We start from the raw sequence: 23,739 nt of genomic DNA on the forward strand, positions 1-23,739 counted from the left end.
CCAGGCGCACAAAACGCCTAAGTAGACCCCCATGGCCAAGCTCCCCAAGTCGCTCGTGATCGTCGGCGCAAAGCGCACTGCCTTCGGAACCATGTCGGGCACGCTGAAGGGCGTGAGCGCGACCGACCTCGCCGTCCACGCGGCCAAGGCTGCGATCGCGCAGTCGGGGATCGCGGCGGAGGCGATCGGCCACGTCATCATCGGCAACGTCATGCAGACGAGCCCGGACGCGATCTACTGCGCGCGCCACGTCGGCCTGAAGGCGGGGCTCCCGATCACGACGCCGGCGCTCACGGTGAACCGCCTCTGCGGCTCGGGTTTCCAGGCGGTCATCAACGGCGCGGAGCAGCTCCTCCTCGGCGAGGCGGAGGCGGTGCTCGTCGGCGGCACGGAGAACATGACGCAGGCGCCGCACATCCTCCGCGGCGGCCGCGAGGGCTGGCCGTTCGGGAAGGCGCCGCAGGTCGAGGACTCGCTCTGGAGCGCGCTCACCGACAGCTACAACAACACGCCGATGGCGGTGACGGCGGAGAACCTCGCGACGAAGTACGGGCTCTCGCGCCAGGACTGCGACGCGTACGCGCTCACGAGCCAGCAGCGCTGGGCGGCGGCGAACGAGAAGGGCGTCTTCAAGGACGAGATCGCGCCGATCTCGATCCAGTCGAAGAAGGCGACGGTGGAGTTCGCCGTCGACGAGCACGCGCGCCCGCAGACGACGATGGAGGCGCTCGCGAAGCTGGCGCCGGTCTTCAAGAAGGACGGCGTGGTGACGGCGGGCAACGCGTCGGGCATCTGCGACGGCGCGGCGGTCCTCGTCCTCACGACGGAGGACTTCGCGAAGTCGAAGGGCTTGAAGCCGCTCGCGCGCCTGGTGCAGTGGGGCGTGGCGGGCGTCGACCCGAGCATCATGGGCATCGGCCCGGCGCCGGCGATCAAGAACGCGCTCGCGCGGGCGGAGCTGAGCCAGGCGGACGTCGATCTCTTCGAGGTGAACGAGGCGTTCGCGCCCCAGTACCTCGCGGTCGAGAAGGAGCTCGGTCTCCCGCGAGAGAAGACGAACGTGAACGGCGGCGCGATCGCGCTCGGCCACCCGCTCGGCGCGAGCGGCGCCCGCATCACGACGCACCTGGTCTACGAGCTCGCGCGCAAGAACGCCCGCTACGCCGTCGGCAGCGCCTGCATCGGCGGCGGCCAGGGCCTCGCGGTGGTTCTCGAGCGCGTCTGATCGGCGGCGGCCCAGCGCGGCTCGTGCATCTGCGCGGGCGCCGTGTGCGGAGCGGAGTGTGGCGACTCCTTCTGCGCGGGCGTGAACCCGACGCAGGCCTGCGCCGAGTGCGCGAACCAGCGCTTCAGCAGGCGGACTGCGCGACGAAGCCGACGTACTGAAGCGCGGGCCGCGCGGCTGCGTGCTCGGTCGATCAGGCGAGCTGTTCGACGAGGACCTTGCCGCTCGTTCGGGCGGCGGCGAGGTCGTCCCAGCCGGTGCCCTGCACGATGCACCAGGCGATCGCGTTCTTCATGCGCTGGACGGCGTCGAGCGCGGAGCGGAGGTCCTGGAACGTCCACGACAGGAGGCCGGGCTCGACCTGCGACCAGCCGTAGACGAAGAGCGTGACCTCGCGGACGGCCGGGACCGCCGAGGGCCGGCTCTCTTCCTTGCAGAGGAAGACGTCGGAATCCTCGAAACCGTCGTAAACCGTCTCGGGCTCGACATCGACGGCCTGGACGGCGCCAGCGACGGCGACGGCCTGGACGGCGTCCGTGTTGCCGTGCGGCGTCTCCGGCGCCTCTTCGGCGGCTTCGGCGGCGCGAACGACGGCGGGGCGAGAGACGGGCGCGGCGGGGACGGGCATGGACGCAGCATCGCTCGACGCCGAAACGCCTTCGCGTCGGAGAACCGACGTCTTGGTGTCGCTGGTCGAGCGCCGGAACAATCGCATCCGCTCCCTCTCTATTGCGCTGTCAATCCGTTCGCGACAAGCGTGAAAATACGAAAACGTACGGCGCGTTGCGTCGTGACGACGAAAGCGCTGCGTCCATCTGCCGCTCGATGCATTTCCCTGCGCTCCAACCCCGCGAACGTTGGAGCTCCAAGCATCCCCTGGGGCAGAAGGGTCCCACCCTGTGGACAGTCGCTCGAACGACGTGCGGCTCGCGCTACATTTGCCTACGAGCGGACTCAGGCGGGCGATGAAGCGCGGGCGATGAAGAACGAGGGCGACAGCGGACGCGACACGCGGCTCGACCCGCTGGATCTCGTGCCCGACCCGACCGTGCCGGGCGAGGTCCTCATGCCGCCGGACCCGACCGAGGTCGTCCCCCGCGACGCGCACTTCGCGCCCGCCGCGCCCGACCCCACGCCGTCACGACCGCCCCAGCCTCCCCGACCGCGCCGCGCCGCGCCCCCGCCTCTGCCCTCGGCCCACCGCGCATCACCGGGCCAAGGCGCACCGGGCCCGGGTCGCAGCGCACCGCCGGGATACAACGCGCTACCGGGACACGGCGCGCCAGCAGGACATGGCGGGCCGCCCCGCGGGGCGACGGGATACGGCGCGGCGGGCGCACCAGCAGGACAGCGTGAGCTGCCGCAGGGCGCGGTGGGATACGGCGCGTCAGCAGGACAGCGTGAGCCGCCGCAGGTGGCGGCGGGATACGGCGCGCCAGCAGGTGAGCGGCCAGGGGCGGCGGGATACGGCGCGCCAGCAGGACATGGCGGGCCGCCCCGCGGGGCGACGGGATACGGCGCGGCGGGCGCACCAGCAGGTGAGCGGTCACACGGAGCGGCGGGATACGGCGCGTCAGCAGGACATGGCGGGCCGCCGCAGGGAGCGGCGGGATACGGCGCGCCAGCAGGACAGCATGAGCCGCCGCAGGGCGCGGCGGGATACGGCGCGTCAGCAGGACATGGCGGGCCGCTCGAAGGCGCGGCGGGATACGGCGCGCCAGCAGGACATGGCGCGCCCCCGGGACACGGCGCGCTCCCGGGACACGGCGCGCCGCCCAGACCCGACGCACCGCCGGGATACGGCGCGCCTTCGGGACACGGCGCGCCACCAGGACACGCACCGCCGGGATACGGCGCGCTCCCGGGACACGGCGCGCCGCCCAGACCCGACGCACCGCCGGGATACGGCGCGCCACCGAGATACGGCGCGGCAGGACACGGCGGGCCGTCGGGATACAGCGAGCCGCACGGAGACGACGCACCGACGGGACACGGCGGGCTGCACGGAGACGACGCGCCTACGGGACATGGCGGACCACCCGGGCACGGCGTGCCGCTGGGATATGGCGAGCCGCACGGAGACGACGCACCGACGGGACACGGCGGGCTGCTGCACGGAGACGATGCGCCTACGGGACACGGCGGGCCTCCTGGACATGGTGCGTTGCACGAGTACGTCGTATCGCATGGATACGGCGATTCGCTCGAATACAGTATAACTCCCGGATTCGCGGCGGCAGGTGGACGGGCTCCGTCCGATGCGCCGCCCTCGTACGAGGCGCCGCCGCCGCTTGGGGCGCCGTTGCTGCGGCCGCGGTTGCCTACGCAGCCGTTGATGGGGAGCGGGGCCGGTGACGTCGTGTTCCTTCCGACCGAGGCGCCGACGGATGCGCCCTCGCCGGCCGAGCTCGGGATGCTCCGCGCCTCGGACATGCCGCCCGCCGACGCCGTGCGCGCGCGTGCGCCGCGGCTCACGTCGGGGTGGCCGTTCCTTCCGCTCGCGCCCGTGCTCGTCGTCATCATCGGGCTCGCGGTCGCGTTCGCGATCGGGCTCGTCGGCCTCGACCAGCTCGCGCGCGCGGGGGAGGAGCACGCCGGCGCGCGCGCGGAGCTCCTCGCCGTCACCGTCGCGGCGCGGCTCGGAGGGATCCCGCCGTCGCGGCGGCTCGACGCGACCCAGTTCGCGCAGCGCCGCGGGCACGCCGAGATGGTCGTCGTCTCGCCGAGCGGCGACGTGCTCTACGACGCCACGGTGGGGGCGCCCGACGGCAACGCGCTCCGCCACATGCTCGCGCACAAAAAGGGCGCGTTCGTGATGCAGCGCATGGGCCGCGCGCGCTACTTCGTGCAGCCCGTCGATCCGAGCCAGTTCCTGATCGTCCTCGTGCCCGAGCCGCCGGCCGAAGGCGGGAGCGCGCTCCTCAGCGCCCTCGTCGCGCTCACGGTGCTCCTCCTCGGCTCCGCCGCCGGCGTCGCGTACGCCGTGTCGCGCGACATCACGCGCGACGTCGACTTCGTGACCGATCGCGTCCGCACGATGGCGCAGATCCGCACCGAGCCCACCGGCGAGCTCATCCCCGCGCGCGCGCTCGACGAGATCGGCATCCTCACCGCCACGTTCAACAAGCTCGTCGCGCGCTTCGGTCGCGCGTCGGCGGCGTACCGCGGGGACCTCGCGCGCGCGTCGGTCGCCGATCGCGAGCGCGCCGCGTTCCTCGCCGCGGTGAGCCACGAGCTCAGGTCGCCGCTCAACGCGATCCTCGGCTTCGCCGACATCCTGATGGAAGAGGTCGACGGTCCGCTCTCGCCGTCGGCGAAGGAAGAGGTGGAGCAGATCCGCGGGTCGGGGCAGCACCTCCTCGGCCTCATCAACGACATCCTCGAGTTCTCCGCGCTCGAGGCGGGGCAGCTCCGCCTCGCGCGGAGCCGCGTCGACGTGTTCGCCCTCGCCAACGAGGTCGTCAAGGAGGCGCGCGGCCTCGTCGGCAACCGGCCCCTCGTCGTCCGCGTCCTCGGCGAGTCGCTCGTCGCGCGCGTCGACGGCCGCCGCGTCCGCCAGATCGTCGGCAACCTCGTGAACAACGCGATCAAGTTCACCCAGCAGGGTGAGGTCGTCGTGAGCGTCCGGCGCGTCGGCGCGCAGGCGGTGCTGAGCGTCACCGACACCGGCCCCGGCATCTCGGAGGCCGATCGCGCGCTCATCTTCGAGGAGTTCCAGCAGGCGAAGACCGAGCGCACGCGGCGCCGCGGCACCGGCCTCGGCCTCGCCATCACGCGCCGCCTCGTCACGCTCCACCACGGCACGATCACCGTGCAGAGCGAGCTCGGGCGCGGCTCCACCTTCGAGGTGAGCCTCCCGATCGGCAACATCGACGCCCCGCCCTCGCGGAAGCTCAACGGACCCGGCCTCTCGTCGCTTCCTCCGCAGGGCCCCTCGATCCCGCCGTCGATGCCGCCGTGGGGAGGCGGGCCATGATCTCCGCGCGCCTCCTCCTCCGCCTGGTCGCGATCGAGATCGCGACCCACGTCGTCGCGTTCCTCCTCTCCGCCGTCTTCGCGCCGCGCGTGCTCCTCCTCGAGGACCGGTCGTCGAGCGCGTCGCTGCTCGTCATCCTCGCGATGGGCTTCGTCTGCGCCGCGCTCTCGGCGGGGCTCGCCGTCGTCGCGCATTTCCGCATCCGCCCGCTCCTCAAGGCGCTCGACGCAGGGCGCGCCCCGACCGACGCGCGCCACGTCCTCGCGCTCTACGGGACCCCCGCGCTCCTCGCGATCGCGAACGTCGGGTTCGCCTTCGTCGTCTCGCTCTTCCCGCTCCTCCAGCCGCTGCGCCCGCACGCGCTCGACATGGTCACGCAGCTCGGCATCAACGTGCTCGTCCTCACGCTCGCGAGCACGACCACGCTCCCCGCCTACGTCCTCATGCGCGCGCAGGTGGCGCGCACGCTGGAGCTCGTCTCGCCGAAGCTCGCGGAGGAGGGGCTGCGCCAGGTCGGGCGCGGCGTCCTCGGCCGCGTGCGGAAGCGCTACGTCGCCGCCGTCACGCTCCCGGTCGCCTTCGTCGCGCTCGGCGCGTCGCTCCTCGCCGATTCGCACGCGCGCGCCTCCGACAAGGCCGCGCGGGCGGTGGACGCGGTCGACCTCGCCCACGCCGCGTTCGAGGACCTCGACAACGCCACGCCGGAGGAGCTCTCCGCGCGCAACGCGGCGATCGAGGCGGCCGCGTCGCTCGGCTTCCACGTCGAGCCGATGGCGAGCAACGACGGGCTCGGCAACGAGCCGATCCGCGAGGGCGACGAGGTCTCGACCCAGCTCACGATCCGGCTCGAGGGACAGCGTGGGGCGCGCGTGCGCTTCGGGACCGCGCGCGTCTCACCGGCGTTCTTCGCCTACGCGATCCTCGCGCTCGCCGCGGTCGGGCTCGCCGGCTTGCTCGGCACGCGCGTGGCCGCGTTCTTCGACGCCGACCTCGCGCTCGCGACGCGCGAGATCCGTCGCGCCGGCGTCGCCGAGGTCATGCGCGGCACGATCATGCTCCACGAGGCGCGCTTCTCGAACGTCGACGGGCTCCTCCGCGCGATCGACGCGCTCGGCGGCATCTTCCGCCAGTTCGCGTCCGCGCAGCGCCGCGCGATCGACGCGCGCGAGGCGACCGAGCGCATGCGCGGGCTCCTCCTCGCGTCGATGAGCCACGACCTCAAGGCGCCGCTCAACGCCGTGCTCGGCTTCACCGAGCTCGTGCGCCGCAACCCGATGACGAAGGAGCAGCTCGAGAGCCTCGCGATCATCGAGCAGCGCGGGCGCGAGCTCCTCGTCCTCATCGACACGATCCTCGACAGCGCGCGCGTCGAGGCGGGCGAGCTCGAGGTCTCGCCGTCGCCGTCGGCGGTGAGCGACGTCGTCATGTCCGCCGTCCTCGAGGCGCGCGATCTCACCGTCGGCACGGAGGTGAAGATCATGGGCGAGATCCAGCCGGGCATCCCGATGCTGACGATCGACAGCACGCGCATCGCGCAGGCGCTCACCGCGGTCGTGATGACCGCCGCGCGCTTCAGCGACAAGGGCATCGTCCCGGTGCGCGCGACGCTCCCCGCCGACGCCGGCGAGCGCCTCCGGATCGAGGTCGAGACGAGCGGCGAGGGCCTCCCCGTCGCCGAGCGCGAGAAGATCTTCGACGCCTTCAAGAGCGCCGAGAGTGCGCGGAGGCAGGGAGGTCTCGGTCTCGGTCTCCAGCTCGCGCGCTCCATCGTCGAGATCCACATGGGCACGATCGAGGTCGACAACACCGACCACGGCGGAATGATTTTCCGCATTTGGCTGCCTGTGAACAACGACGTCGGTGTGATCCGCGCGCGCGCCAGCCAGCCCACCATGGCGAGCGATCCCCTCGTGCCGGCGACGGCACGCTGATTGCTCGAGATCATTTGTGCGCCGGGCGCGTAGAAATCTCTGCACGCTTGGGGTGGAATGATCATGGTGGGTCGGCCGTCGAAGGACGGTCGAGTTGAAGCTGGAGGAAGGCGATGGGCGGTAAGGCGAAGATCGAGAACCTGACGAACACCTGGTACGGCTTCGCCGTCTTCTCCGCGATCGTCACGCTGCTCCAGCGTGGCATCGGCGTCTTCACGCTGGTCTGGGGCGCGCTCGGGCTCGTCGTCAGCTGGATCTTCGTCTACCTCTGGGGTCGCGCGCTCGTCCGCAAGTCGTCGACCGCGCGCTTCATCCTCATCGCCGTCTCGGCGCTCTCCACCCTCGGCGGCGCCTACAGCGCGGCGCAGGCCTCGTGGGCCTTCGTCCACGCCTGGGAGCTCAGCCTGATCATCACCGCGGCCTACAGCGCGGTCAGCGCATGGATCATGGCGAAGTCCTTCCGCACCCTCACCGATTCCTCGGTCAAGGCGTATTTCGCCTGACCTGACCTGACGGCCTCAGCGTCTCCCGCGCGCGACTCCCTTCGTGGAGGCCGCGCGCGTTGTTTTTGTCAGGTGGATGATCGCGTCGCGGACGAAGCGGCACGTGTCGTCGGCGTCGAGGGCGGTTGGCCATAGGAGGTCCATGCTGCCCGGTGGGATGTGGAACGGCACGGGGGCGGTCTGGAGCTTCGGGTGGAGGCGGACGATCGCGCGCGCGACGGTCGCCGGCACCGTCGCGACGAGCGCGCTCCCTTCGACGATCGCGCCGATGTTGTGGAAGGCCGCGACGGAGCAGCGCACGCGACGCTGCCGCCCAAGGTAGTCCTCGACCAGGCCGCGGAGGTCGCCGTTGTACGAGACGATGACGTGCTCGTGCGCGAAGTACGCGCGCTCCGACGGGCGCTTCCCGAGCTTGACGTGGCGCGGATCGAAGAGGCAGACGAACCCGCCCGTGAAGAGCGGGTGCCGGCGGATCGCGCGCGGCAGCTCGTCCGCGACCGTGACCGCCATGTCGATGCGGCGCAGCGCGAGCGCGTCGCCGACGGTGCGGAACTGCACCGGCAGCACCACGACGCGCATCCGTGGCGCCTCGCGCGCGAGGAGGCGGAGCAGCGGCGGCAAGAGCCACTGCTCCGCCGAGTCCGCGAGGCCGAGGCGGATCGTGCGCTCGCTCGTCCGCGGGTCGAAGCGCGGCGGCGCGAGCGACGCCGCGATCACCGCGTCGAGGTGCGGCCGCACGTCGGCGACGAGCTGCGCGCCGCGCTCGGTGAGGACGACGCCGCGCCCGTGCCGCGCGACGAGCGGCGCGCCGATCGCGACGGTGAGGCGGCGGAGCGCCGCGCTGATGGCGGGCTGGGTGAGGTAGAGCCGCGCCGCCGCGAGCGTGACCGAGCCGGTGTCGGCGACCGCGACGAGGACGCGGAGCAGGTTCAGGTCGAGGTCGCGTCCATAAGCCACGTTCATGAATCGTATGTATCCTATTCACTAATCTTCATCGACGGCGCGCCGTAGGGTGAACGCCATGAAGACGACCAAGCTCGGAGAGACGGGTCCGCAGGTATCGGCGATCGCGCTCGGCTGCATGGGCATGTCGGGCATGTACGGCGCGTCGAGCGACGACGAGAGCATCGCGACGATCCACGAGGCGATCGATCGCGGCGTCACGCTGCTCGACACCGGCGACTTCTACGGCATGGGCCACAACGAGATGCTGCTCGGCCGCGCGCTCGCGGGCGGGCGGCGCGACAAGGTGCAGCTGTCGGTGAAGTTCGGCGCCCTGCGCGCGCCCGACGGCGCGTTCGTCGGCTTCGACGCGCGGCCCGCCGCGATCAAGAGCTTCGTCGCGTACAGCCTGACGCGCCTCGGGGTCGACGTCATCGACGTGTACCGTCCCGCCCGCCTCGATCCCGCGGTGCCGATCGAGGAGACGATCGGCGCGATCGCGGACCTGATCAAGGCCGGTTGGGTGAAGCACATCGGCCTCTCGGAGGTAGGGGCGGAGACGATCCGCCGCGCGCACGCGGTGCACCCCATCGTCGACCTCCAGATCGAGTACGCGATCGCGACGCGCGGCCCGGAGGAGAAGATCTTCCCCGTCCTCCATGAGCTCGGGATCGGCGCGACGCTCTACGGCGTGCTCTCGCGCGGCCTCCTCAGCGGGAGCAAGCCGGCGGGGAAGGCGGACTTCCGCGCGCACCTCCCGCGGTTCGCGACGAGCGCGAACGAGGAGCCGGTCGCGAAGCTCCGCGCGTTCGCGGAGAAGATCGGCCGCACGCCGGCGCAGGTCTGCGTCGCGTGGGCGCTCGCGAAGGAGCCGCGGTTCGTGCCGGTGATCGGCGCCCGCACCCGCGCGCAGCTCGACGTGCTCGACGTCGCCGACCGGCCGCTCGGCGCCGGCGAGCTGGCCGAGCTCGAGCGCATCTTTCCGCCCGGCGCGATCCAGGGTCCGCGCTACCAGGAGGCGCAGATGAAGATGCTCGACAGCGAGCGGTGACAGCGAGCGGCGAGCGTCAGCGCTTCGGCGCTGCTTCGATCGCGCAGAGGACGCCGCGCGCCTTGTTGCGCGTCTCGTCGGCCTCGCTCTGGGGGTCGCTCGCCTCGACGACGCCCGCGCCGGCGGTGACCTCGAACGTGTCGCCCTTGCACACGAGGGTCCGGATCGCGATCGCGAGGTCGAGGTCGCCGCCGCCGCCGATCCAGCCGATCGCGCCGCCGTAGATGCCGCGCGGGCGCGCCTCGAGCTCGCGGATGATCTGCATCGCGCGGACCTTCGGCGCGCCGCTCAGCGTCCCGGCCGGGAACGCCGCGCGCGCGACCTCGAGCGGCGGCGTCGAGGCGGGGACCTTGCCGCGCACCTCGCTCACGATGTGCATGACGTGCGAGTAGCGCTCGATCTCGAACCTCCGCACGAGCTCCACCGATCCGATCGTCGACACCCGACCGACGTCGTTGCGCCCGAGATCGATGAGCATGACGTGCTCCGCGCGCTCCTTCGGATCCGCGAGCAGCTCCTCCTCGAGCGCGGCGTCCTCCTCCGGCGTCTTGCCGCGCGGCCGCGTCCCCGCGAGCGGCCGCACCGTCATCGTCCCGTCCGCGTCGAGGCGGACCATCGTCTCCGGCGACGCGCCCGCGATGCAGAGCCGCTCCGTCGCTCCCTCGGCCGGCGGCAGATCGAGGAAGTACATGTACGGCGAGGGGTTGACGAGCCGCATCGCGCGGTAGACGTCGAACGGATCGCGCCCCTCGCGCGGGACGGAGAACGTGCGCGCGAGGACGATCTGGAACGCGTCGCCGGCCGCGATGTACTCCTTCGCGGCGAGGACGCGTTCCTTGTATTCTGCATCGGTCAGATCGGTGGTCACGTCGGCGGGGATGCGCGTCCGATCGGGGACCGCGATGTCGCCGAGGACGGCGGAGCGGTGAAGATCGGCGTAGGCGCGCTCGACGTCGTCCGCCGACTCCGCCGCGATCGTGACCGTCTGCGCGAGCGCGTCGAACACGATGACGACGGCGCCGCCGAGGAAGCGCGCGAGCGGGACGAAGTGTCTGGTCCACGTCGCGTCGTTGCCGGCGGGCACCTTCTCGATGCGATGAACGATGTCCCACGCGAGGTAGCCGACGTGCGCCGCCGCGAACTTCGCCGCCGTCGACGCGTCGCCGTCCACCGCGCGTCCCTGGAAGAGCCCGCCCGCCGAGGCGATCGGATCGCCTCCTTCTCCGAGCGTCACCGCCGGCGGCGCGCCGCGACGGAGCACCATCTTCCAGCCGATCCGATCGAGGATCGCCTCCCACCGCGGCCGGTAGCCGAGGATCGAGAAGCGCCCCCAGCGCTCGCCGCCGACGACGCTCTCGAGGAGGAACGACGCGCCGTCGGGATCGCTCGCGCGGAGCGAGGCATAAGCCCGAACGGGCGTGAGCGCGTCGGAGACGAGCGTGCGTGTGACGACCTTCACCGCCCCACGATACTCGAGCGCGTCTCGAGTCGCGCTACGATGAGGACATGAGCGCCGCGACGAGCCAGAAGTCCTTCGAGGATCTCTATCGCGAGATCCAGGCGCTGCCGGAGGGCTCGCAAGGCGAGATCCTCACGCCGGGCGAGATCCACATCACGATGGGACGCCCCGGCGGGCCGCACCGCCGCGCGGCGCAGCAACTGTTTCGCGATCTCGACGGCGCGGACGAGGTCTCGCGCAAGGGGGGCTGGTGGCTCGAGGTCGAGCCGGAGGTGCGCTTCGGCGCGCGCCTGTTCGATCCGGACATGGCCGGATGGCGGGTGGCGAACGTGCCCGTGCTGCCGGAGGACAATCCGATCACCATCCTCCCCGACTGGGCGTGTGAAGTGCTGTCGCCGCGAACGGTGCGTACGGACCTCACGATCAAGCTCCCGCACTACGCCGCGTCGGGCGTGCCCTTCATCTGGATCGTCGATCCCGGCGCGCGTCTCGTGCAGGTCTATGCGTCCCAGGCGAGCCGCGCCGTCCTCGTCGCCACCGCGACCGACGAGGACGCCGTCCGCTTGCCGCCCTTCGATCTCGACGTCCATCCCGCTCGCTGGTGGCTCCCCGAAGAGCCGGCGAGCCCCGGAGAGACCGCTCAGCCCTGAGCTGCGACCGTTCGCCGAGGCTGGACGGGGCCAAGGCCGCGCTCCGCCGTAGATTGCAGGTCAGGACCATGCTACCGAACGCCCCCACCCCGGTTTTCGCCCGGCCCATGACCTTCGTCGAAGCCAAGAACCTCCCGTCGCACATCGGGATCATCATGGACGGCAACGGCCGCTGGGCGCAGCTCCGCGGGCGCGAGCGCGTCGAAGGGCACCGCGAGGGGTCCAAGGCCGTGCGCCGCATCGTCCGCGCCGCGCGGCGGCTCGGGATCCGCGCCCTCACGCTCTACGCGTTCAGCGAGCAGAACTGGGCGCGCCCCGACCTCGAGGTCGACGCGCTCATGCAGCTCCTCCGCGAGTTCCTGCTCTCCGAGCGCGACGAGATCCTCGAGAACGGGATCCGCCTCAACGCGATCGGCAACCTCGGACGCCTCCCCGCCGTCGTGCGCGGCGTCCTCGATCCGCTGCGGAGCGAGAGCTCCGGCAAGGACGAGATGACGCTCACCCTCGCCCTGAGCTACGGCGGCCGCGAGGAGATCGCGACCGCGGCGCGCGAGCTCGCGCGCGAGGTGGCGGCCGGGCGCGCGTCGCCCGACGACGTGACGGAGGAGGCGCTCCACAAGCGCATGCCCAGCCTCACGGTCGGAGACCCGGACCTCGTCATCCGCACCGGTGGAGAGCGACGCATCTCGAACTTCCTCCTCTACGGGCTCGCCTACGCCGAGCTCCATTTCGCCGACGTGCTGTGGCCCGACTTCAGCGAGGTCGACCTCTACGACGCCATCGCGAGCTACCAGGCTCGCGAGCGGCGCTTCGGGCTCGTGGGCAAAGCGCCCGAGCCCGTCCTCGCGCCGCCGCCACCGCTACGCCTCGTGGGATAGATGGCCCGAGAGACGAAGGAGCAGGCGAAGTCGGCCAACAAGAACCTCGCCGTTCGCGTCGCGACCGCCGCCGTCGGCGCGCCGCTCATCCTGCTCCTCCTCTACAAGGGCGCGCCCTGGGGCTTCTACCTGCTCGTGCTCCCCGCGACGTTGATCGCGGCGTGGGAGCTCTTCAACATGACGCACCCGGGGGACAAGGGCTCCCAGGTGCTCGGCGTCGCGCTCACGGCGGCGACCTCGGCGGCGACGTTCTTCGCCTATCTCGATCCGCGCATTTTCGTCACCACCCTCGCGATCGTCCCCCTCGCGGGGCCGCTCCTCACGCTGTTTCGCCTCGGCGACATGAAGACCGCCGGCCTCCGCGCGATGGCGCTCGGGTTCGGGGCGCTCTTCGTCGGCGTGCCGCTCACGCTCCTCGCCATGCTCCGCCGCGATCTCGGCGATCAGGGTCCGGGCTACGTCGTGATGACGATCATGTTCGCGTGGTTCGCGGACACCGGCGGCTACTTCGCGGGGCGCTTCCTCGGCAAGCACAAGCTCTACGAGGCGGTGTCGCCCAAGAAGACGATCGAGGGCGCGATCGGCGGCCTCGCCGGCGCCGCCCTTGGCGCGCTCCTCGCGCATTTCTGGTTCTTGCCGTCGCTCCCGCTCGGCGCCGGGGTCGTCCTCGCCCTCGTCGCGGGGGCGCTCGGGCAGGCGGGGGACCTCGGCGAGTCGCTGCTCAAGCGCTCGTTCGGGGTGAAGGACTCGGGCGCGATCGTCCCCGGGCACGGCGGCATCCTCGACCGCGTCGACGCCTTGATGCTCACGAGCGCCGTCACATTCCTCTACACCCTGTGGTTCGTGACTCATGCGTGAGTGAACGCGATCAAATTTCGCGCACTAGGCCCTTTCCGCCCCGCAAGGATGGACTAAGAGAGAGCCTCGATGTCACCCAACGACTCTTCTACCGAGACGAAGACCGCGAACCCCGTGCCGCCCCCGCCGGGCTCTTCGCGCACGATCATCGTGAAGGAGTACGACTTCTTCAAGGTCGTCCAGGACTACCTCGAGCGCGCCTCGCGGACGCTCGACCTCGCCGACTTCGTGCGCACCATCCTCTCGCAGCCGAAGAACGAGCTCATCATCAACTTCCCCGTGAAGATGGACAACGGCGAGGTCCGCCTCTTCAAGGGATACCGCGTCCAGCACAACAACCTGCTCGGGCCGTTCAAGGGCGGCATGCGCTTCCACCCGTCCGTCACCCTCGACGACGTGAAGGCGCTCGCGGCGATGATGACCTGGAAGTGCGCGCTCATGCGCGTCCCGTTCGGCGGCGGCAAGGGCGGCATCAAGTTCGATCCGCACGCCGTCACGAAGAACGAGCTCCAGAAGATCACGCGCCGCTTCACGCACGCGCTCGGCGAGAACATCGGCCCCGAGTACGACATCCCCGCGCCCGACGTCGGCACGAGCAGCCAGACGATGGCGTGGATGATGGACACGTACTCGAACATGGTCGGCGCCGCGAACAAGCAATCCGTGAAGGGCGTCGTTACCGGCAAACCCGTCGCTTCCGGCGGAACCCTCGGCCGCGCGAAGGCGACCGGTCAGGGCGCGGTGTTCTGCGTCATCGAGTGGGCGAAGGAGAAGGGCTTCGACCTCGAAGGCTCGACGATGACGGTGCAGGGCTTCGGCAACGTCGGCTCCCACCTCGCCGTCATCCTCTCGCGCCTCGGCGTCTCCACGATCGCGGTCGGCGATCACTCCGGCTACCTCCTGAACCCCGAGGGCTTCAACGCGCACAAGCTCCAGGACTGGGTCGAGACCCACGGCTCGATCGCGGGCTACCCCGGCGGCAAGGCGATCACGCGCGAGGAGTTCTTCAAGACGAAGGCGGACATCTTCGCCCCCTGCGCGCTCGAGAACCAGATCGGCGAGAACGAGGCGAAGAGCCTCGAGTGCAAGGTCATCGTCGAGGGCGCGAACGGCCCGACCAACCCGATCGGCGAGCGCATCCTCCTCGAGAAGGGGATCGACATCCTCCCCGACGTCCTCGCCAACTCCGGCGGCGTCACCGTGAGCTACTACGAGTGGGTCCAGAACAAGCGCAGCGAGTCCTGGACGGAGGAGGAGGTCGACGCGAAGCTCGAGAAGGCGATGACCCGCGCTTACCGCGAGGTCGCGGACTTCTCGCGCCAGCACAAGGTCGACCGCCGCATCGCGGCATACGGCCTCGCTCTCCAGCGCATCGAGGCGGTCTACAAGGAGCGCGAGATCTTCCCCTGATCCGCTGACGCGAGCCTGAAACACGAAGCGCCGTTCCCGCCTTTTTGGGGGGAGCGGCGTTCGGCATTGTAGACTCGCCGATCGCGGATGGCCGACACGGACGTCATCGGTATCGTCTCGCTCCTGCTCGCGGCAGGCGGCGCGGCCTACCTTTTTCGTGCGCGCCTGATCGGGCGGGCCGCCGCCCCCGAACAGCCGCCCCCGGCCCCCGAGAAGCCGTCCGCCGCGCGCGAGGCGAAGACGCTGCCGCCGACGCTCCGGCCGGCCTCCGATCGCCCGCCGGCGAAGACGGCGGCGAAGACCGCCGCGAAGGCCTCCGCGAAGACGAAGACGACGACGCCCGAGAGCCCCGCCGCGAAGGCGGTCGAGGCGCCGGTCGTCGAGAAGCTCGTCGACGAGGCCGCTCCGTCGACGAAGCCCGAGGAGGCCGACGAGCCGCCGACCGTGCCGCCGCCGAAGGACCTCCCGCCGCCGAAGGAGCGCATCGTCGTCGACAGCGACGTCCCGGCGCCGGCGCCGGTCCCGAAGAAGGCCGGCTTCAAGAAGCAGACGATCGTCGGGCTGCCGGAGCCCGCCCTGCTCGACGTCGTGCCCAAGCTCGACTTCGAAGAGGACGAAGACGTCGAGCCGACCCGGGTCGGACGCTACGAGCGCCAGTCGATCCGGCCGCCGGTCGAGAAGCACGTCTTCGACGAAGGGGCGGACCTCGAGAAGCGGCAGGAGGGCGCGCCGCTCGCCCTCGCGGTGTACGCGCTCGCGCAGACCGATCCGGGCAAGCGGCGGAAGCAGAACGAGGACAGCTACCTCGTGCGCGATCCCGACAGCCTCTACGTCGTCGCGGACGGCATGGGCGGGCACCGCGGCGGGCAACACGCGAGCAAGCTCGCGGTCGAGACGATCAACGACGCGTTCGAGAAGCGGTCGTTCGAGGCGGAGGCGCACGCCGACCTGCCGCCGCCGGCGTCCGAGCTCGCGCGCGCGATCCAGATGGCGAACTCGCAGATCCTCGTGGAGGCGGAGCTCAAGCCCGAGCTGAAGGGGATGGGCACGACGCTGTGCGCGGCGCGGTTCTGCGACGACAACCGCCGGCTCTTCATCGGGCACGTCGGCGACAGCCGCTGCTACCGCCTCCGCGGCGGCGTGATGAAGCAGATGACCGCCGACCACACGATGGCCGACTACGGCGTGACGGGGCCCGAGGGCGCGCACCTGAGCCGCGCGCTCGGCGTGTGGCCGACGGTGCCGATCGACGTGATCATGGCGACGCCGCAGCTCGATGACGTGTACCTGCTCTGCTCCGACGGCCTCACGAAGATGCTGACGAACGAGACGATCCAGACGCAGCTCCTCCACGAAGAGGACCCGAAGGCGGCGGTGGAGCGGCTCGTCTTCTTCGCGAACGCGCACGGCGGGAAGGACAACATCACGGTCATCCTCCTTCGGGTCGTGGAGCCGGGGTGGCTGCCACCTTCCGAGCGCGAGGCGGCCGCTTCGACGTAACATGGGGTGATGGGCGTCGCTGCCGTGCCCGCGATCGGAGACGTCGTGATGGATCGCTACCGCGTCGAGCGCTTCGTCGGCAGCGGGGGCATGGCGCACGTCCTCGCCGCGCGGCACCTCACGCTCGGGAACGAGGTCGCGATCAAGGTGCTCGAGCCGCAGCTCGCGAACGACCTCGAGGCGCGGGAGCGCTTCGCGCGCGAGTCGCGGGCGATGGCGACGCTCACGAGCAAACACACCGTGCGGGTGTTCGACGTCGGCGCGCTCCCGTCGGGGCTGCCCTTCATGGTGATGGAGCTCCTCGAGGGACGCGACCTCAACCGCGAGCTCGCCGAGCGCGGCCCGCTCCCGTTCCTCGAGGCGTGCGAGTACATCGATCAGGCGTGCGAGGCCGTCGCGGAGGCCCACGCGCAAGGGATCATCCATCGCGACCTCAAGCCTCACAACCTGTTCCTCACGCAGCTGAAGGGGAAGCCCCTCATCCGCGTCCTCGATTTCGGGATCGCGCGCACGATCAAGGGCGGCGCGGTCCCGAAGCTCGAGACGATCACGCGCCTCGGCGACGTCGTCGGGACGCTGCACTACATGGCGCCGGAGCAGATCCGGAACTCGGCCGCGGTCGAGCCGCGGAGCGACGTGTGGGCCCTCGGCGCGTGCCTCTACAAGCTGATCACCGGCTTCCCGCCGTTCCCGCAGCAAGGGGAGGCGCCGCTCATGAGCGCGATCCTCACCGCGCCGCCGAAGCCGATCGGCGAGCACAGGAAGGACGTCCCCGCCGTGCTCGCGAGCGTCATCATGCGCTGCTTGCGGAAGCCGGTCGAGGAGCGCTTCCCGAACGCGAACGAGCTGCGGAAGGCGCTCGCGGAGGCCATCGCGCTGATGGCGACGAGCGACCTCGCCGACAGGACCGACGTCATGGCCCATCCCCCGGACGTGCTGCGTCGCACGGCGGGGCTCCACAAGGAGACGATGCGGTCGGGGACGCTGGATCCCGAGCCGCCGAGGAAGAAGTTCGACAAGACGATGCCGCTCGACGCGCGGATGGCGCGCGAGCTCGTGGAGCGCCGGTCGTCGTCGTCGCCGATGCTCGCGGCGTCCGCGTCGTCGTCGTCGATGCTCGCGGCTCCGTCGGCGGCGCCCGCGCCGCGCGCGTCGTCGCCGATGATCGCGACCGGACGTCCCTCCTATCCGATGGCGCCGCCCGCGCCCATGCCGCCCGCTTCGCACATGCCCGCGACGCCGCCGGCTCCTCGTTCGTCGTCGCTCACCTTCCTCGCGATCGTCGCCGCCGTCGCGATCGGCGTCTTCCTCGCGGGGCTCGGTCTCATCGTCGTGTCTCGCTATCGCTGAGCCGCGCGCGGTATAAGCGTCGCATGGCGTACGTACGCACGCGGCTCGGGCGGCTCTTTTACGAGGAGCGCGGCGCGGCACGAAGGAAGGGCGATCCGGCGATCGTCCTCCTCCACGGTCTCCTCTTCGACGGAGGCATGTGGCGCGGGCAGATCGAGGCGCTCGCGTCGCGCGGGCGCGTGCTCGTCTTCGACGGACCGGGACACGGAAAGAGCGAGCCCGCGCCGCGCTTCATGCTCGAGGACCACGCCGACGCGCTCTTCGATGCGTTCGGTGAGCTCGGCGTCGATCGCGCCGTCGTCGTCGGCCTCTCGTGGGGCGGCATGGTCGGGATGCGCCTCGCGCTCCAGCACCCCGAGAAGGTGAAGGCGCTCGCGCTGCTCGACACGAGCGCGTCGGCGGAGCCGCTGCCGGAGAAGATCAAGAACCGCGCGTTCATCGCGCTGCACCGGCGGCTCGGGTTCCCGTACGGCCTCTACCTGCGCGAGGTCGCGCCGAAGATGTTCGCCTCCCGCACGATCGCGGAGCGTCCCGATCTGGTCCTCGCCTCGTACAAGCGCGTGATGGGGTTCCATCGCGGCGGCATGAGCCGCGCGGCGATCGCCGTGATGATCCACCGCAAGGACATCAAGGATCGGCTCGGGCGGATCAACGTGCCCACGCTCGTGCTCTGCGGCGCGGAGGACCGCGCGACGGTGCCGGCCGAGAGCGAGGCCATCGCGGAGCGTGTTCCGGGCGCCGAGCTCGTCCTCCTCGACGGGCTCGGGCACATGTCCGCGCTCGAAGATCCGGAAGCGGTCAACGCGCGGCTCGTGCCATTCGTCGCCAAGTGCTTTGAGTAAGACCTCGCCCTACATGCGCAGCAACTGTTACAGGGTAGCGTCGGCTCGTTTTTCGCAGTACTTACGTTGACAATGTCTTCGAGAGACTCGGAGGGAACGGATCGGGGCGCTCTCACGGAGCTGACGTCGGAGAACAAGGCGGCGACCGGCACCGCCGCTCCGCGTCTCACCGCGTTCTGGGACGGGGGCTCTCTCGCGCGCGTCCTGCCGGTGACCGGCACGCTCACGATCGGCCGCTCGTCGGGCTGCGACGTGCGGATCGATCACACGTCCGTGTCGCGCAAGCACGCCGTCCTGCACGTCGGGGCGGTCACGAAGATCGAGGACGCCGGCAGCGCGAACGGCACGAAGGTCGCGGGCCGCATGGTGGGCTCGGGGCAGCAGGTGACCGTTCAGCCGGGCGAGATCATCGAGATCGGCAACGTCGTCGTCGTCCTCCAGGGCGGCGACAAGGACGCCGCCGCCGCGAGCGCGCCCGCGTTCCGGCCGACGCCGTCGCGTCCGAGCAAGCTCCCGCCCGCCGCGCACTCGACCACGATCGCGCCGCCGGGCGCGCGCGCGAACGAGACGCCGATGCAGCGCCTCGAGCGCCTCGTGAAGCTCGTCGCGGCCGGCAACATCCACGTCCTCATCACGGGCGAGACCGGCGTCGGCAAGGAGGTCGTCGCCGAGCGCATCCATCGCGCGTCGCGCCGCGCGGCCGGCCCGTTCCATCGCGTCGAAGCGGCCGCGCTCGCGGAGAACCTCCTCGACATCGAGCTCTTCGGGCAGGCCGACAAGCCCGGCCTCTTCGAGACCTCGAACGGCGGCACCGTCCTCGTCGACGAGGTCTCGGAGCTCCCGCTCGGCACGCAGGCGAAGCTCCTCCGCGTGCTCGAGCGCAGCGAGGTCATCCGCGTCGACACCGCGGAGCCGCGCAAGGTCGACGTGCGCTTCATCGCGGCGACGAACCGCGATCTCCGCGCGATGGTGAGCGAAGGCACGTTCCGCGAGGACCTCTACTTCCGCCTCAACGGCATCACGATCGAGGTGCCCCCGCTCCGCGAGCGCCGCGAGCAGATCGCGACGATCGCGAACGAGCTCCTCGCGAAGGCGTGCGCCGACGCGAAGCGCGCTGGGCTGGCGCTGACGAAGGAGGCGACCCAGCGCCTCGAGAGCTACGACTGGCCCGGCAACGTGCGCGAGCTCAAGAACGCGCTCGAGCGCGCGGTGCTCCTCTCGCAGGGCGACGAGCTCGACGTGAACGCGCTCCCCGCCGGCGACGCGGGCGACGAGGCCGCGGGCGCGCGCCTCCGCAACGACCTCGCCGCCTTCGAGCGCCAGCGCATCGTCGAGGCGCTCGAGAAGTGCGCCGGCAACCAGACGAAGGCAGCGCAGCTCCTCGGCATCTCCCGCCGCACCCTCGTCTCACGCCTGGGTGAATACAACCTCCCACGCCCGCGCGGCGGCGGCGGCCAGCGGTAGGAAATACGCTGGGCTCCGATCTCGGGTGATAGGATCACCCTGGAGCCTTGGTCGATCCGCTCGCAGTACGCGAGACGGGAAGTCGTCTCGTCGGTCGTTATCTCGTCCATCGGCGTATCGCCGCCGGCGGAATGGCCACGGTCCATCTCGGGCGGCTGCTCGGCGCGGCGGGCTTCTCGCGCACCGTCGCGATCAAGCGGCTCCACGACGGGTACGCCCGCGATCCCGAGTTCGTCGCGATGCTCCTCGACGAGGCGCGGCTCGCCTCGCAGATCCGCCACCCCAACGTCGTGCCCACCCTCGACGTCGTCGCGGAGCACGACGAGCTCCTCGTCGTCATGGAGTACATCGAGGGCGACTCGCTCGCGCACCTCGCGAAGCTCGTGCACCTCGCCGGCGATCGCGTGCCCGTCGCGCTCACGTGCTCGATCGTGGCGCAGGCGCTGCATGGTCTCCATGCCGCTCACGAGGCGCGCGACAAGAACGGCGTGCCGCTCGGCATCGTGCATCGTGACGTCTCTCCCCAGAACGTCCTCGTCGGCACCGACGGCGTCGCGCGTGTGCTCGACTTCGGCATCGCGAAGGCGGCCTCGCGCGCGACCGCGACCGAGGACGGGCAGATCAAGGGCAAGACCGCGTACATGGCGCCGGAGCAGCTGAACCACGGCGCCGTCGATCGCCGCACGGACGTGTGGGCGGCGGCGGTCATGTTCTGGGAGCTCCTCACGACGAAGCGGCTCTTCTTCGGCGATACGCCGGCGCAGACGATCGGCCGCGTCCTCCACGACGTCATCGACCCCCCGACGCGCTGGATGCCCGACCTGCCGCCCGAGCTCGCGATGATCTGCATGCGCGGGCTCGAGCGCGACATCGAGGGCCGCTGGGAGTCGGCGGAGGAGATGGCGCTCGCGATCGAGGATGCGGTCCAGATGCCGCGGCCGAAGGAGATCGGCGCGTGGGTCGCGAACGTGTCCGCGTCCGTCCTCGAGTCGCGCGCCGCGCTCGTGCGTGAGGTCGAGCGCGAAGACGCGCCCGTGCCCGCGCACTCGAGCACCGACCCCGCGCTCCGCGCCGCGCTCGAAGAGGCGGAGCGCCGGCGCCAGATGGCCGACCTGCCGACCAACATGTGGAAGTCCGACGGCGGCTCGGGTCCCGCCGGCGGCACCGGACCGTTCCCGATCGCGAGCGGGTCGGGGCCCTACGGCTTCGCGGCGCCGTCGTCGTCGCGGCGCACGGTGCCGGAGGGGCCGCCGACGCCGCGCAGCTCGCCGATGCTGCTCGGGCCGGAGGTCACCGATCTCGCGACGGTGCGGAGCTCCGTGCACGAGATCGCGGCGCCGCCGCACGCCACGTCGTCGCGCGCGACCATGATCGTCGGCGTCCTCGGCGGGCTCGCGCTCGCGGGCGCGATCGCCGCCGGCGTCCTCGTCGTGCGCGGCCGCGTGATGCCGGCGAAGGCGGACGAGGTCGAGGTCGCGGATCCGCCGCCCACCACGACGAGCCTCGCGAGCGCGAGCGCGACCGAGCTCGAGCTCGAGCTCCCTCCCGAGCCGGCCGCGCCGTCGGCGCCGATCGCGCCGTCGGCGACGGTCTCGCACGCGCCCATCGTGAAGAAGACGCCGCCGCATCCGCCCGTGCGCCCGCCCGCGCAGAAGCAACCCAACTGCAAGATGCCGTACGTCATCGACGCGAAGGGCGAGAAGCACTTCAAGCCGGAGTGCCTTTGAAGCGGGCCGCCGCCGTCTTCGCGCTCACGTTCAGCGTCGTCCCGAGCGCTTACGGCGCGCCGCCGAGCGCGAAGCAGGCGTGCATCGCCGCGCACGAGGAGGCGCTGACGCTGAAGAGCGAGAAGAAGCCGCACGCGGCGAAGGAGAAGTTCGTCGCGTGCGCGCGCGCCGAGTGCCCCGTCGTCGTGCGGAAGGAGTGCGGCGAGCAGATCGATCAGATGTCGGCCGCCGCGCCGACCGTCGCGCTCGAGGCCCTCGACGACAAAGGCAACAGCGACACCCAGGTGAAGGTCACCCTCGACGGCATCGTCGTCGCGGACAAGCTCACCGGCTCGGCGATCGACGTCGAGCCGGGCGAGCACCTCTTCGTGTTCGAGCGCGGCGACGGCAAGAAGATCGAGCAGAAGCTCCTCGTCGTCGAGGGCGAGAAGAACCGCAAGGTCGTCGCCGACTACCAGACGCTCTTGCCGAAGCCGCCGCCGGTGACGCCGCCGCCGCCTCCGCCGCCGAAGAAGATGCCGATCCTCGCCTACGTCGCCGGCGGCGTCGCGCTCGCCGCGGTCGGCTCGTTCGCGTTCTTCTCCATCAGCGGCAAGAGCAAGGAAGACGACCTCGCGACGAGCTGCTCCCCCAACTGCGGCGACGGCGACGTCGCGTCCGTGCGGCGCAGCTACGTGATCGCGGACGTCTCGCTCGGCGTCGGCATCTTCGCCACCGCGGCCGCGCTCGTCCTCGCGCTGCCGGCGCTGACGTCGGGCGGCGGCAAGACCGCGGCCGCGGTCGGGCCCGCGCCGTGGATGCCGCGCGTGAAGGTGCTCCGATGAGCCTGCGCAGCTTCGTCCTCGTCGCGAGCGCGGCGGTCCTCGCCGCGTGCACGCTCACGAGGTCGCTCGACTACTTGCAAGCCGGCGACGGCGGAGCGGGCACCGGGGCGAGCTCGAGCACGTCGACGAGCACGAGCAGCACGAGCTCGAGCGGCGACCTCGATCCCGACGCGCAGGCGGCGGGGGAGGTGATCGCGCCGCAGCAGTCCGACCCGTCGATGCTGCGTCAGGACGGGGACAGCGTGTATTGGGTCACGCTCGACAACAAGCTTCGCCGCGTCGCGAAGAGCGGCGGCGCGGTCCAGGAGCTCGGCGCGTACGCCGACGTCATCGACGTCGCGGTCGACCCCGCCGGCGGCAACAACGTCTACGTGCTCACGCCGACCGCGGTCCGCACGCTCCCGAAGGCGGGCGGCGACGCGGTGGACCTCGTGACGCTCCCGGCGACGCACGAGCCGCTCGGCGTCGTCGTCGACGCGACGTACCTCTTCGTCCTCCTCGCCGACACGACCGACTACAGGACGCAGCTCCTCCGCTATTCGAAGGCGAACGTGGGCGCGCCTGCGAACCTCGCGACCGCGAACGAGAGCGATCCCTACGCCATCGCGCTCGCAGGCGGGAAGGTGTTCTGGAACGCGCTCAACCAGGCCGGCTCCTACGTCGTGCACGAGCTCGCCGTCGACGCGCCGCCGGGGACCGCGCCCACCGCGTACAAGGGCACGGGGGAAGGGATCTCCGTCTTCCAGCAAGGCGACCTCGTCGCCGACGAGCGCGCGCTCTACTGGCTCGACGACCTGAAGGAGGCGCCGTTCGTGCTGATCCGCGAGCCCCTCGGCGCCCCGGAGAAGCTACTGAATTCGGCTGAAATATCGATTTTGACGGTCAATTCCAAGTTCATCTACATGGCGAAGGGCGACGTCCGCGCGGACCGCATCATCGTGCGCCCGAAGGAGGGCGGCGATCTCGAGGAGCTCGCGTCCCAGCCAGGGCCGGCGTCGCTGGTCGCCGACGACGCCGCGCTCTACGTCGCCTTCGCCGGCGTCGGCTCGGGCGGCATCCAAAAGATCCCCCTCACGAAGTAGCCCTCTCTCTCTCCGCGGGGGTCCGGGGGCGTCGGAGCGCGCGCCCCGCGCGCGGAGAAACCCCCGG

At 71.2% G+C, this 23,739-nt stretch carries 19 protein-coding genes; 16 read left to right on the forward strand and 3 right to left on the reverse strand.

Annotation, left to right across the window (positions count from 1 at the left end):
• Positions 1–31: 31 nt before the first annotated feature.
• On the forward strand, positions 32–1,225 hold the full coding sequence (locus KF837_37425) for an acetyl-CoA C-acetyltransferase (protein MBX3233065.1): 1,194 nt from the start codon (positions 32–34) through the stop codon (positions 1,223–1,225).
• Positions 1,226–1,418: 193 nt separating this feature from the next.
• Here KF837_37425 and KF837_37430 read toward each other — a convergent pair whose 3' ends face one another.
• Complete coding sequence (locus tag KF837_37430) at positions 1,419–1,853, reverse strand: hypothetical protein (GenBank protein MBX3233066.1); 435 nt, start codon at positions 1,851–1,853, stop codon at positions 1,419–1,421.
• 1,707 nt (positions 1,854–3,560) lie between these two features.
• On the opposite strand from KF837_37430, the gene KF837_37435 reads away from it, so the two are divergent.
• From KF837_37435 to KF837_37445, 3 genes are all read left to right on the forward strand, one after another.
• Positions 3,561–5,201 (forward strand): HAMP domain-containing histidine kinase, encoded by a 1,641-nt coding sequence (locus KF837_37435; protein MBX3233067.1) that lies wholly within the window; start codon positions 3,561–3,563, stop codon positions 5,199–5,201.
• The gene (locus KF837_37440; protein MBX3233068.1) at positions 5,198–7,132 is read left to right on the forward strand and encodes a hypothetical protein; all 1,935 of its coding nucleotides are present in this window, start codon (positions 5,198–5,200) and stop codon (positions 7,130–7,132) included. Before KF837_37435 ends, KF837_37440 begins: the two co-directional genes overlap by 4 nt.
• A gap of 113 nt (positions 7,133–7,245) precedes the next feature.
• On the forward strand, positions 7,246–7,635 hold the full coding sequence (locus KF837_37445; GenBank protein MBX3233069.1) for a hypothetical protein: 390 nt from the start codon (positions 7,246–7,248) through the stop codon (positions 7,633–7,635).
• A 15-nt stretch (positions 7,636–7,650) separates the two neighbouring features.
• On the opposite strand, the gene KF837_37450 is transcribed toward KF837_37445, so the two are convergent.
• Positions 7,651–8,598 carry a LysR family transcriptional regulator gene (locus KF837_37450; protein ID MBX3233070.1) on the reverse strand — a complete coding sequence of 316 codons (948 nt, stop codon included), beginning with the start codon at positions 8,596–8,598 and terminating at the stop codon, positions 7,651–7,653.
• A 58-nt stretch (positions 8,599–8,656) separates the two neighbouring features.
• Between KF837_37450 and KF837_37455 the strand changes: the two genes are divergently transcribed.
• Entirely contained in the window at positions 8,657–9,628 is a 972-nt protein-coding gene (locus tag KF837_37455) for an aldo/keto reductase (GenBank protein ID MBX3233071.1), read from the forward strand.
• A 16-nt stretch (positions 9,629–9,644) separates the two neighbouring features.
• Here KF837_37455 and KF837_37460 read toward each other — a convergent pair whose 3' ends face one another.
• A complete protein-coding gene (locus KF837_37460) occupies positions 9,645–11,087 on the reverse strand; it encodes an anthranilate synthase component I family protein (protein ID MBX3233072.1) in 1,443 nt (480 codons plus the stop codon).
• Between the two features lie 47 nt (positions 11,088–11,134).
• Between KF837_37460 and KF837_37465 the strand changes: the two genes are divergently transcribed.
• The 11 genes from KF837_37465 (at position 11,135) to KF837_37515 (ending at position 23,672) form a co-directional block, all read left to right on the forward strand.
• Complete coding sequence (locus tag KF837_37465; protein ID MBX3233073.1) at positions 11,135–11,737, forward strand: Uma2 family endonuclease; 603 nt, start codon at positions 11,135–11,137, stop codon at positions 11,735–11,737.
• 107 nt (positions 11,738–11,844) lie between these two features.
• Complete coding sequence (gene uppS, locus KF837_37470; GenBank protein MBX3233074.1) at positions 11,845–12,615, forward strand: di-trans,poly-cis-decaprenylcistransferase; 771 nt, start codon at positions 11,845–11,847, stop codon at positions 12,613–12,615.
• On the forward strand, positions 12,616–13,473 hold the full coding sequence (locus tag KF837_37475) for a phosphatidate cytidylyltransferase (GenBank protein MBX3233075.1): 858 nt from the start codon (positions 12,616–12,618) through the stop codon (positions 13,471–13,473).
• Between the two features lie 69 nt (positions 13,474–13,542).
• Positions 13,543–14,883: a Glu/Leu/Phe/Val dehydrogenase gene (locus KF837_37480; GenBank protein MBX3233076.1), complete on the forward strand. Its 1,341-nt coding sequence runs from the start codon at positions 13,543–13,545 to the stop codon at positions 14,881–14,883.
• A gap of 87 nt (positions 14,884–14,970) precedes the next feature.
• Positions 14,971–16,383, forward strand: a complete 1,413-nt coding sequence (locus tag KF837_37485) for a serine/threonine-protein phosphatase (GenBank protein ID MBX3233077.1) — start codon at positions 14,971–14,973, stop codon at positions 16,381–16,383.
• A 9-nt stretch (positions 16,384–16,392) separates the two neighbouring features.
• Positions 16,393–17,733 (forward strand): serine/threonine protein kinase, encoded by a 1,341-nt coding sequence (locus KF837_37490; GenBank protein MBX3233078.1) that lies wholly within the window; start codon positions 16,393–16,395, stop codon positions 17,731–17,733.
• Between the two features lie 23 nt (positions 17,734–17,756).
• Positions 17,757–18,575 (forward strand): alpha/beta fold hydrolase, encoded by an 819-nt coding sequence (locus tag KF837_37495; protein ID MBX3233079.1) that lies wholly within the window; start codon positions 17,757–17,759, stop codon positions 18,573–18,575.
• A gap of 72 nt (positions 18,576–18,647) precedes the next feature.
• Positions 18,648–20,039, forward strand: a complete 1,392-nt coding sequence (locus KF837_37500) for a sigma 54-interacting transcriptional regulator (GenBank protein ID MBX3233080.1) — start codon at positions 18,648–18,650, stop codon at positions 20,037–20,039.
• A gap of 131 nt (positions 20,040–20,170) precedes the next feature.
• A complete protein-coding gene (locus KF837_37505; protein ID MBX3233081.1) occupies positions 20,171–21,766 on the forward strand; it encodes a protein kinase in 1,596 nt (531 codons plus the stop codon).
• Positions 21,757–22,590 carry a hypothetical protein gene (locus KF837_37510; protein ID MBX3233082.1) on the forward strand — a complete coding sequence of 278 codons (834 nt, stop codon included), beginning with the start codon at positions 21,757–21,759 and terminating at the stop codon, positions 22,588–22,590. Before KF837_37505 ends, KF837_37510 begins: the two co-directional genes overlap by 10 nt.
• Positions 22,587–23,672, forward strand: coding sequence for a hypothetical protein (locus KF837_37515; GenBank protein ID MBX3233083.1), 1,086 nt, complete (start codon positions 22,587–22,589; stop codon positions 23,670–23,672). The genes KF837_37510 and KF837_37515 overlap by 4 nt, the downstream gene beginning before the upstream one ends.
• Positions 23,673–23,739 lie beyond the last annotated feature (67 nt).

Source organism: Labilithrix sp. (assembly GCA_019637155.1).
In the GTDB taxonomy this organism is placed as follows: Bacteria; Myxococcota_A; Polyangia; order Polyangiales; family Polyangiaceae; genus Labilithrix.

What these genes read in the sequence shown, in the direction of transcription:
- KF837_37465 (MBX3233073.1), top strand. Translation starts at nt 11,135, where the DNA reads ATGAGCGCCGCGACGAGCCAGAAGTCCTTCGAGGATCTCTATCGCGAG.
- KF837_37435 (MBX3233067.1), top strand. Translation starts at nt 3,561, where the DNA reads ATGGGGAGCGGGGCCGGTGACGTCGTGTTCCTTCCGACCGAGGCGCCG.
- KF837_37440 (MBX3233068.1), top strand. Translation starts at nt 5,198, where the DNA reads ATGATCTCCGCGCGCCTCCTCCTCCGCCTGGTCGCGATCGAGATCGCG.
- KF837_37455 (MBX3233071.1), top strand. Translation starts at nt 8,657, where the DNA reads ATGAAGACGACCAAGCTCGGAGAGACGGGTCCGCAGGTATCGGCGATC.
- KF837_37425 (MBX3233065.1), top strand. Translation starts at nt 32, where the DNA reads ATGGCCAAGCTCCCCAAGTCGCTCGTGATCGTCGGCGCAAAGCGCACT.
- KF837_37495 (MBX3233079.1), top strand. Translation starts at nt 17,757, where the DNA reads ATGGCGTACGTACGCACGCGGCTCGGGCGGCTCTTTTACGAGGAGCGC.
- KF837_37500 (MBX3233080.1), top strand. Translation starts at nt 18,648, where the DNA reads ATGTCTTCGAGAGACTCGGAGGGAACGGATCGGGGCGCTCTCACGGAG.
- KF837_37505 (MBX3233081.1), top strand. Translation starts at nt 20,171, where the DNA reads ATGGCCACGGTCCATCTCGGGCGGCTGCTCGGCGCGGCGGGCTTCTCG.
- KF837_37475 (MBX3233075.1), top strand. Translation starts at nt 12,616, where the DNA reads ATGGCCCGAGAGACGAAGGAGCAGGCGAAGTCGGCCAACAAGAACCTC.
- uppS (MBX3233074.1), top strand. Translation starts at nt 11,845, where the DNA reads ATGACCTTCGTCGAAGCCAAGAACCTCCCGTCGCACATCGGGATCATC.
- KF837_37480 (MBX3233076.1), top strand. Translation starts at nt 13,543, where the DNA reads ATGTCACCCAACGACTCTTCTACCGAGACGAAGACCGCGAACCCCGTG.
- KF837_37450 (MBX3233070.1), bottom strand. Translation starts at nt 8,598, where the DNA reads ATGAACGTGGCTTATGGACGCGACCTCGACCTGAACCTGCTCCGCGTC.
- KF837_37430 (MBX3233066.1), bottom strand. Translation starts at nt 1,853, where the DNA reads ATGCCCGTCCCCGCCGCGCCCGTCTCTCGCCCCGCCGTCGTTCGCGCC.
- KF837_37445 (MBX3233069.1), top strand. Translation starts at nt 7,246, where the DNA reads ATGGGCGGTAAGGCGAAGATCGAGAACCTGACGAACACCTGGTACGGC.
- KF837_37490 (MBX3233078.1), top strand. Translation starts at nt 16,393, where the DNA reads ATGGGCGTCGCTGCCGTGCCCGCGATCGGAGACGTCGTGATGGATCGC.
- KF837_37515 (MBX3233083.1), top strand. Translation starts at nt 22,587, where the DNA reads ATGAGCCTGCGCAGCTTCGTCCTCGTCGCGAGCGCGGCGGTCCTCGCC.
- KF837_37485 (MBX3233077.1), top strand. Translation starts at nt 14,971, where the DNA reads ATGGCCGACACGGACGTCATCGGTATCGTCTCGCTCCTGCTCGCGGCA.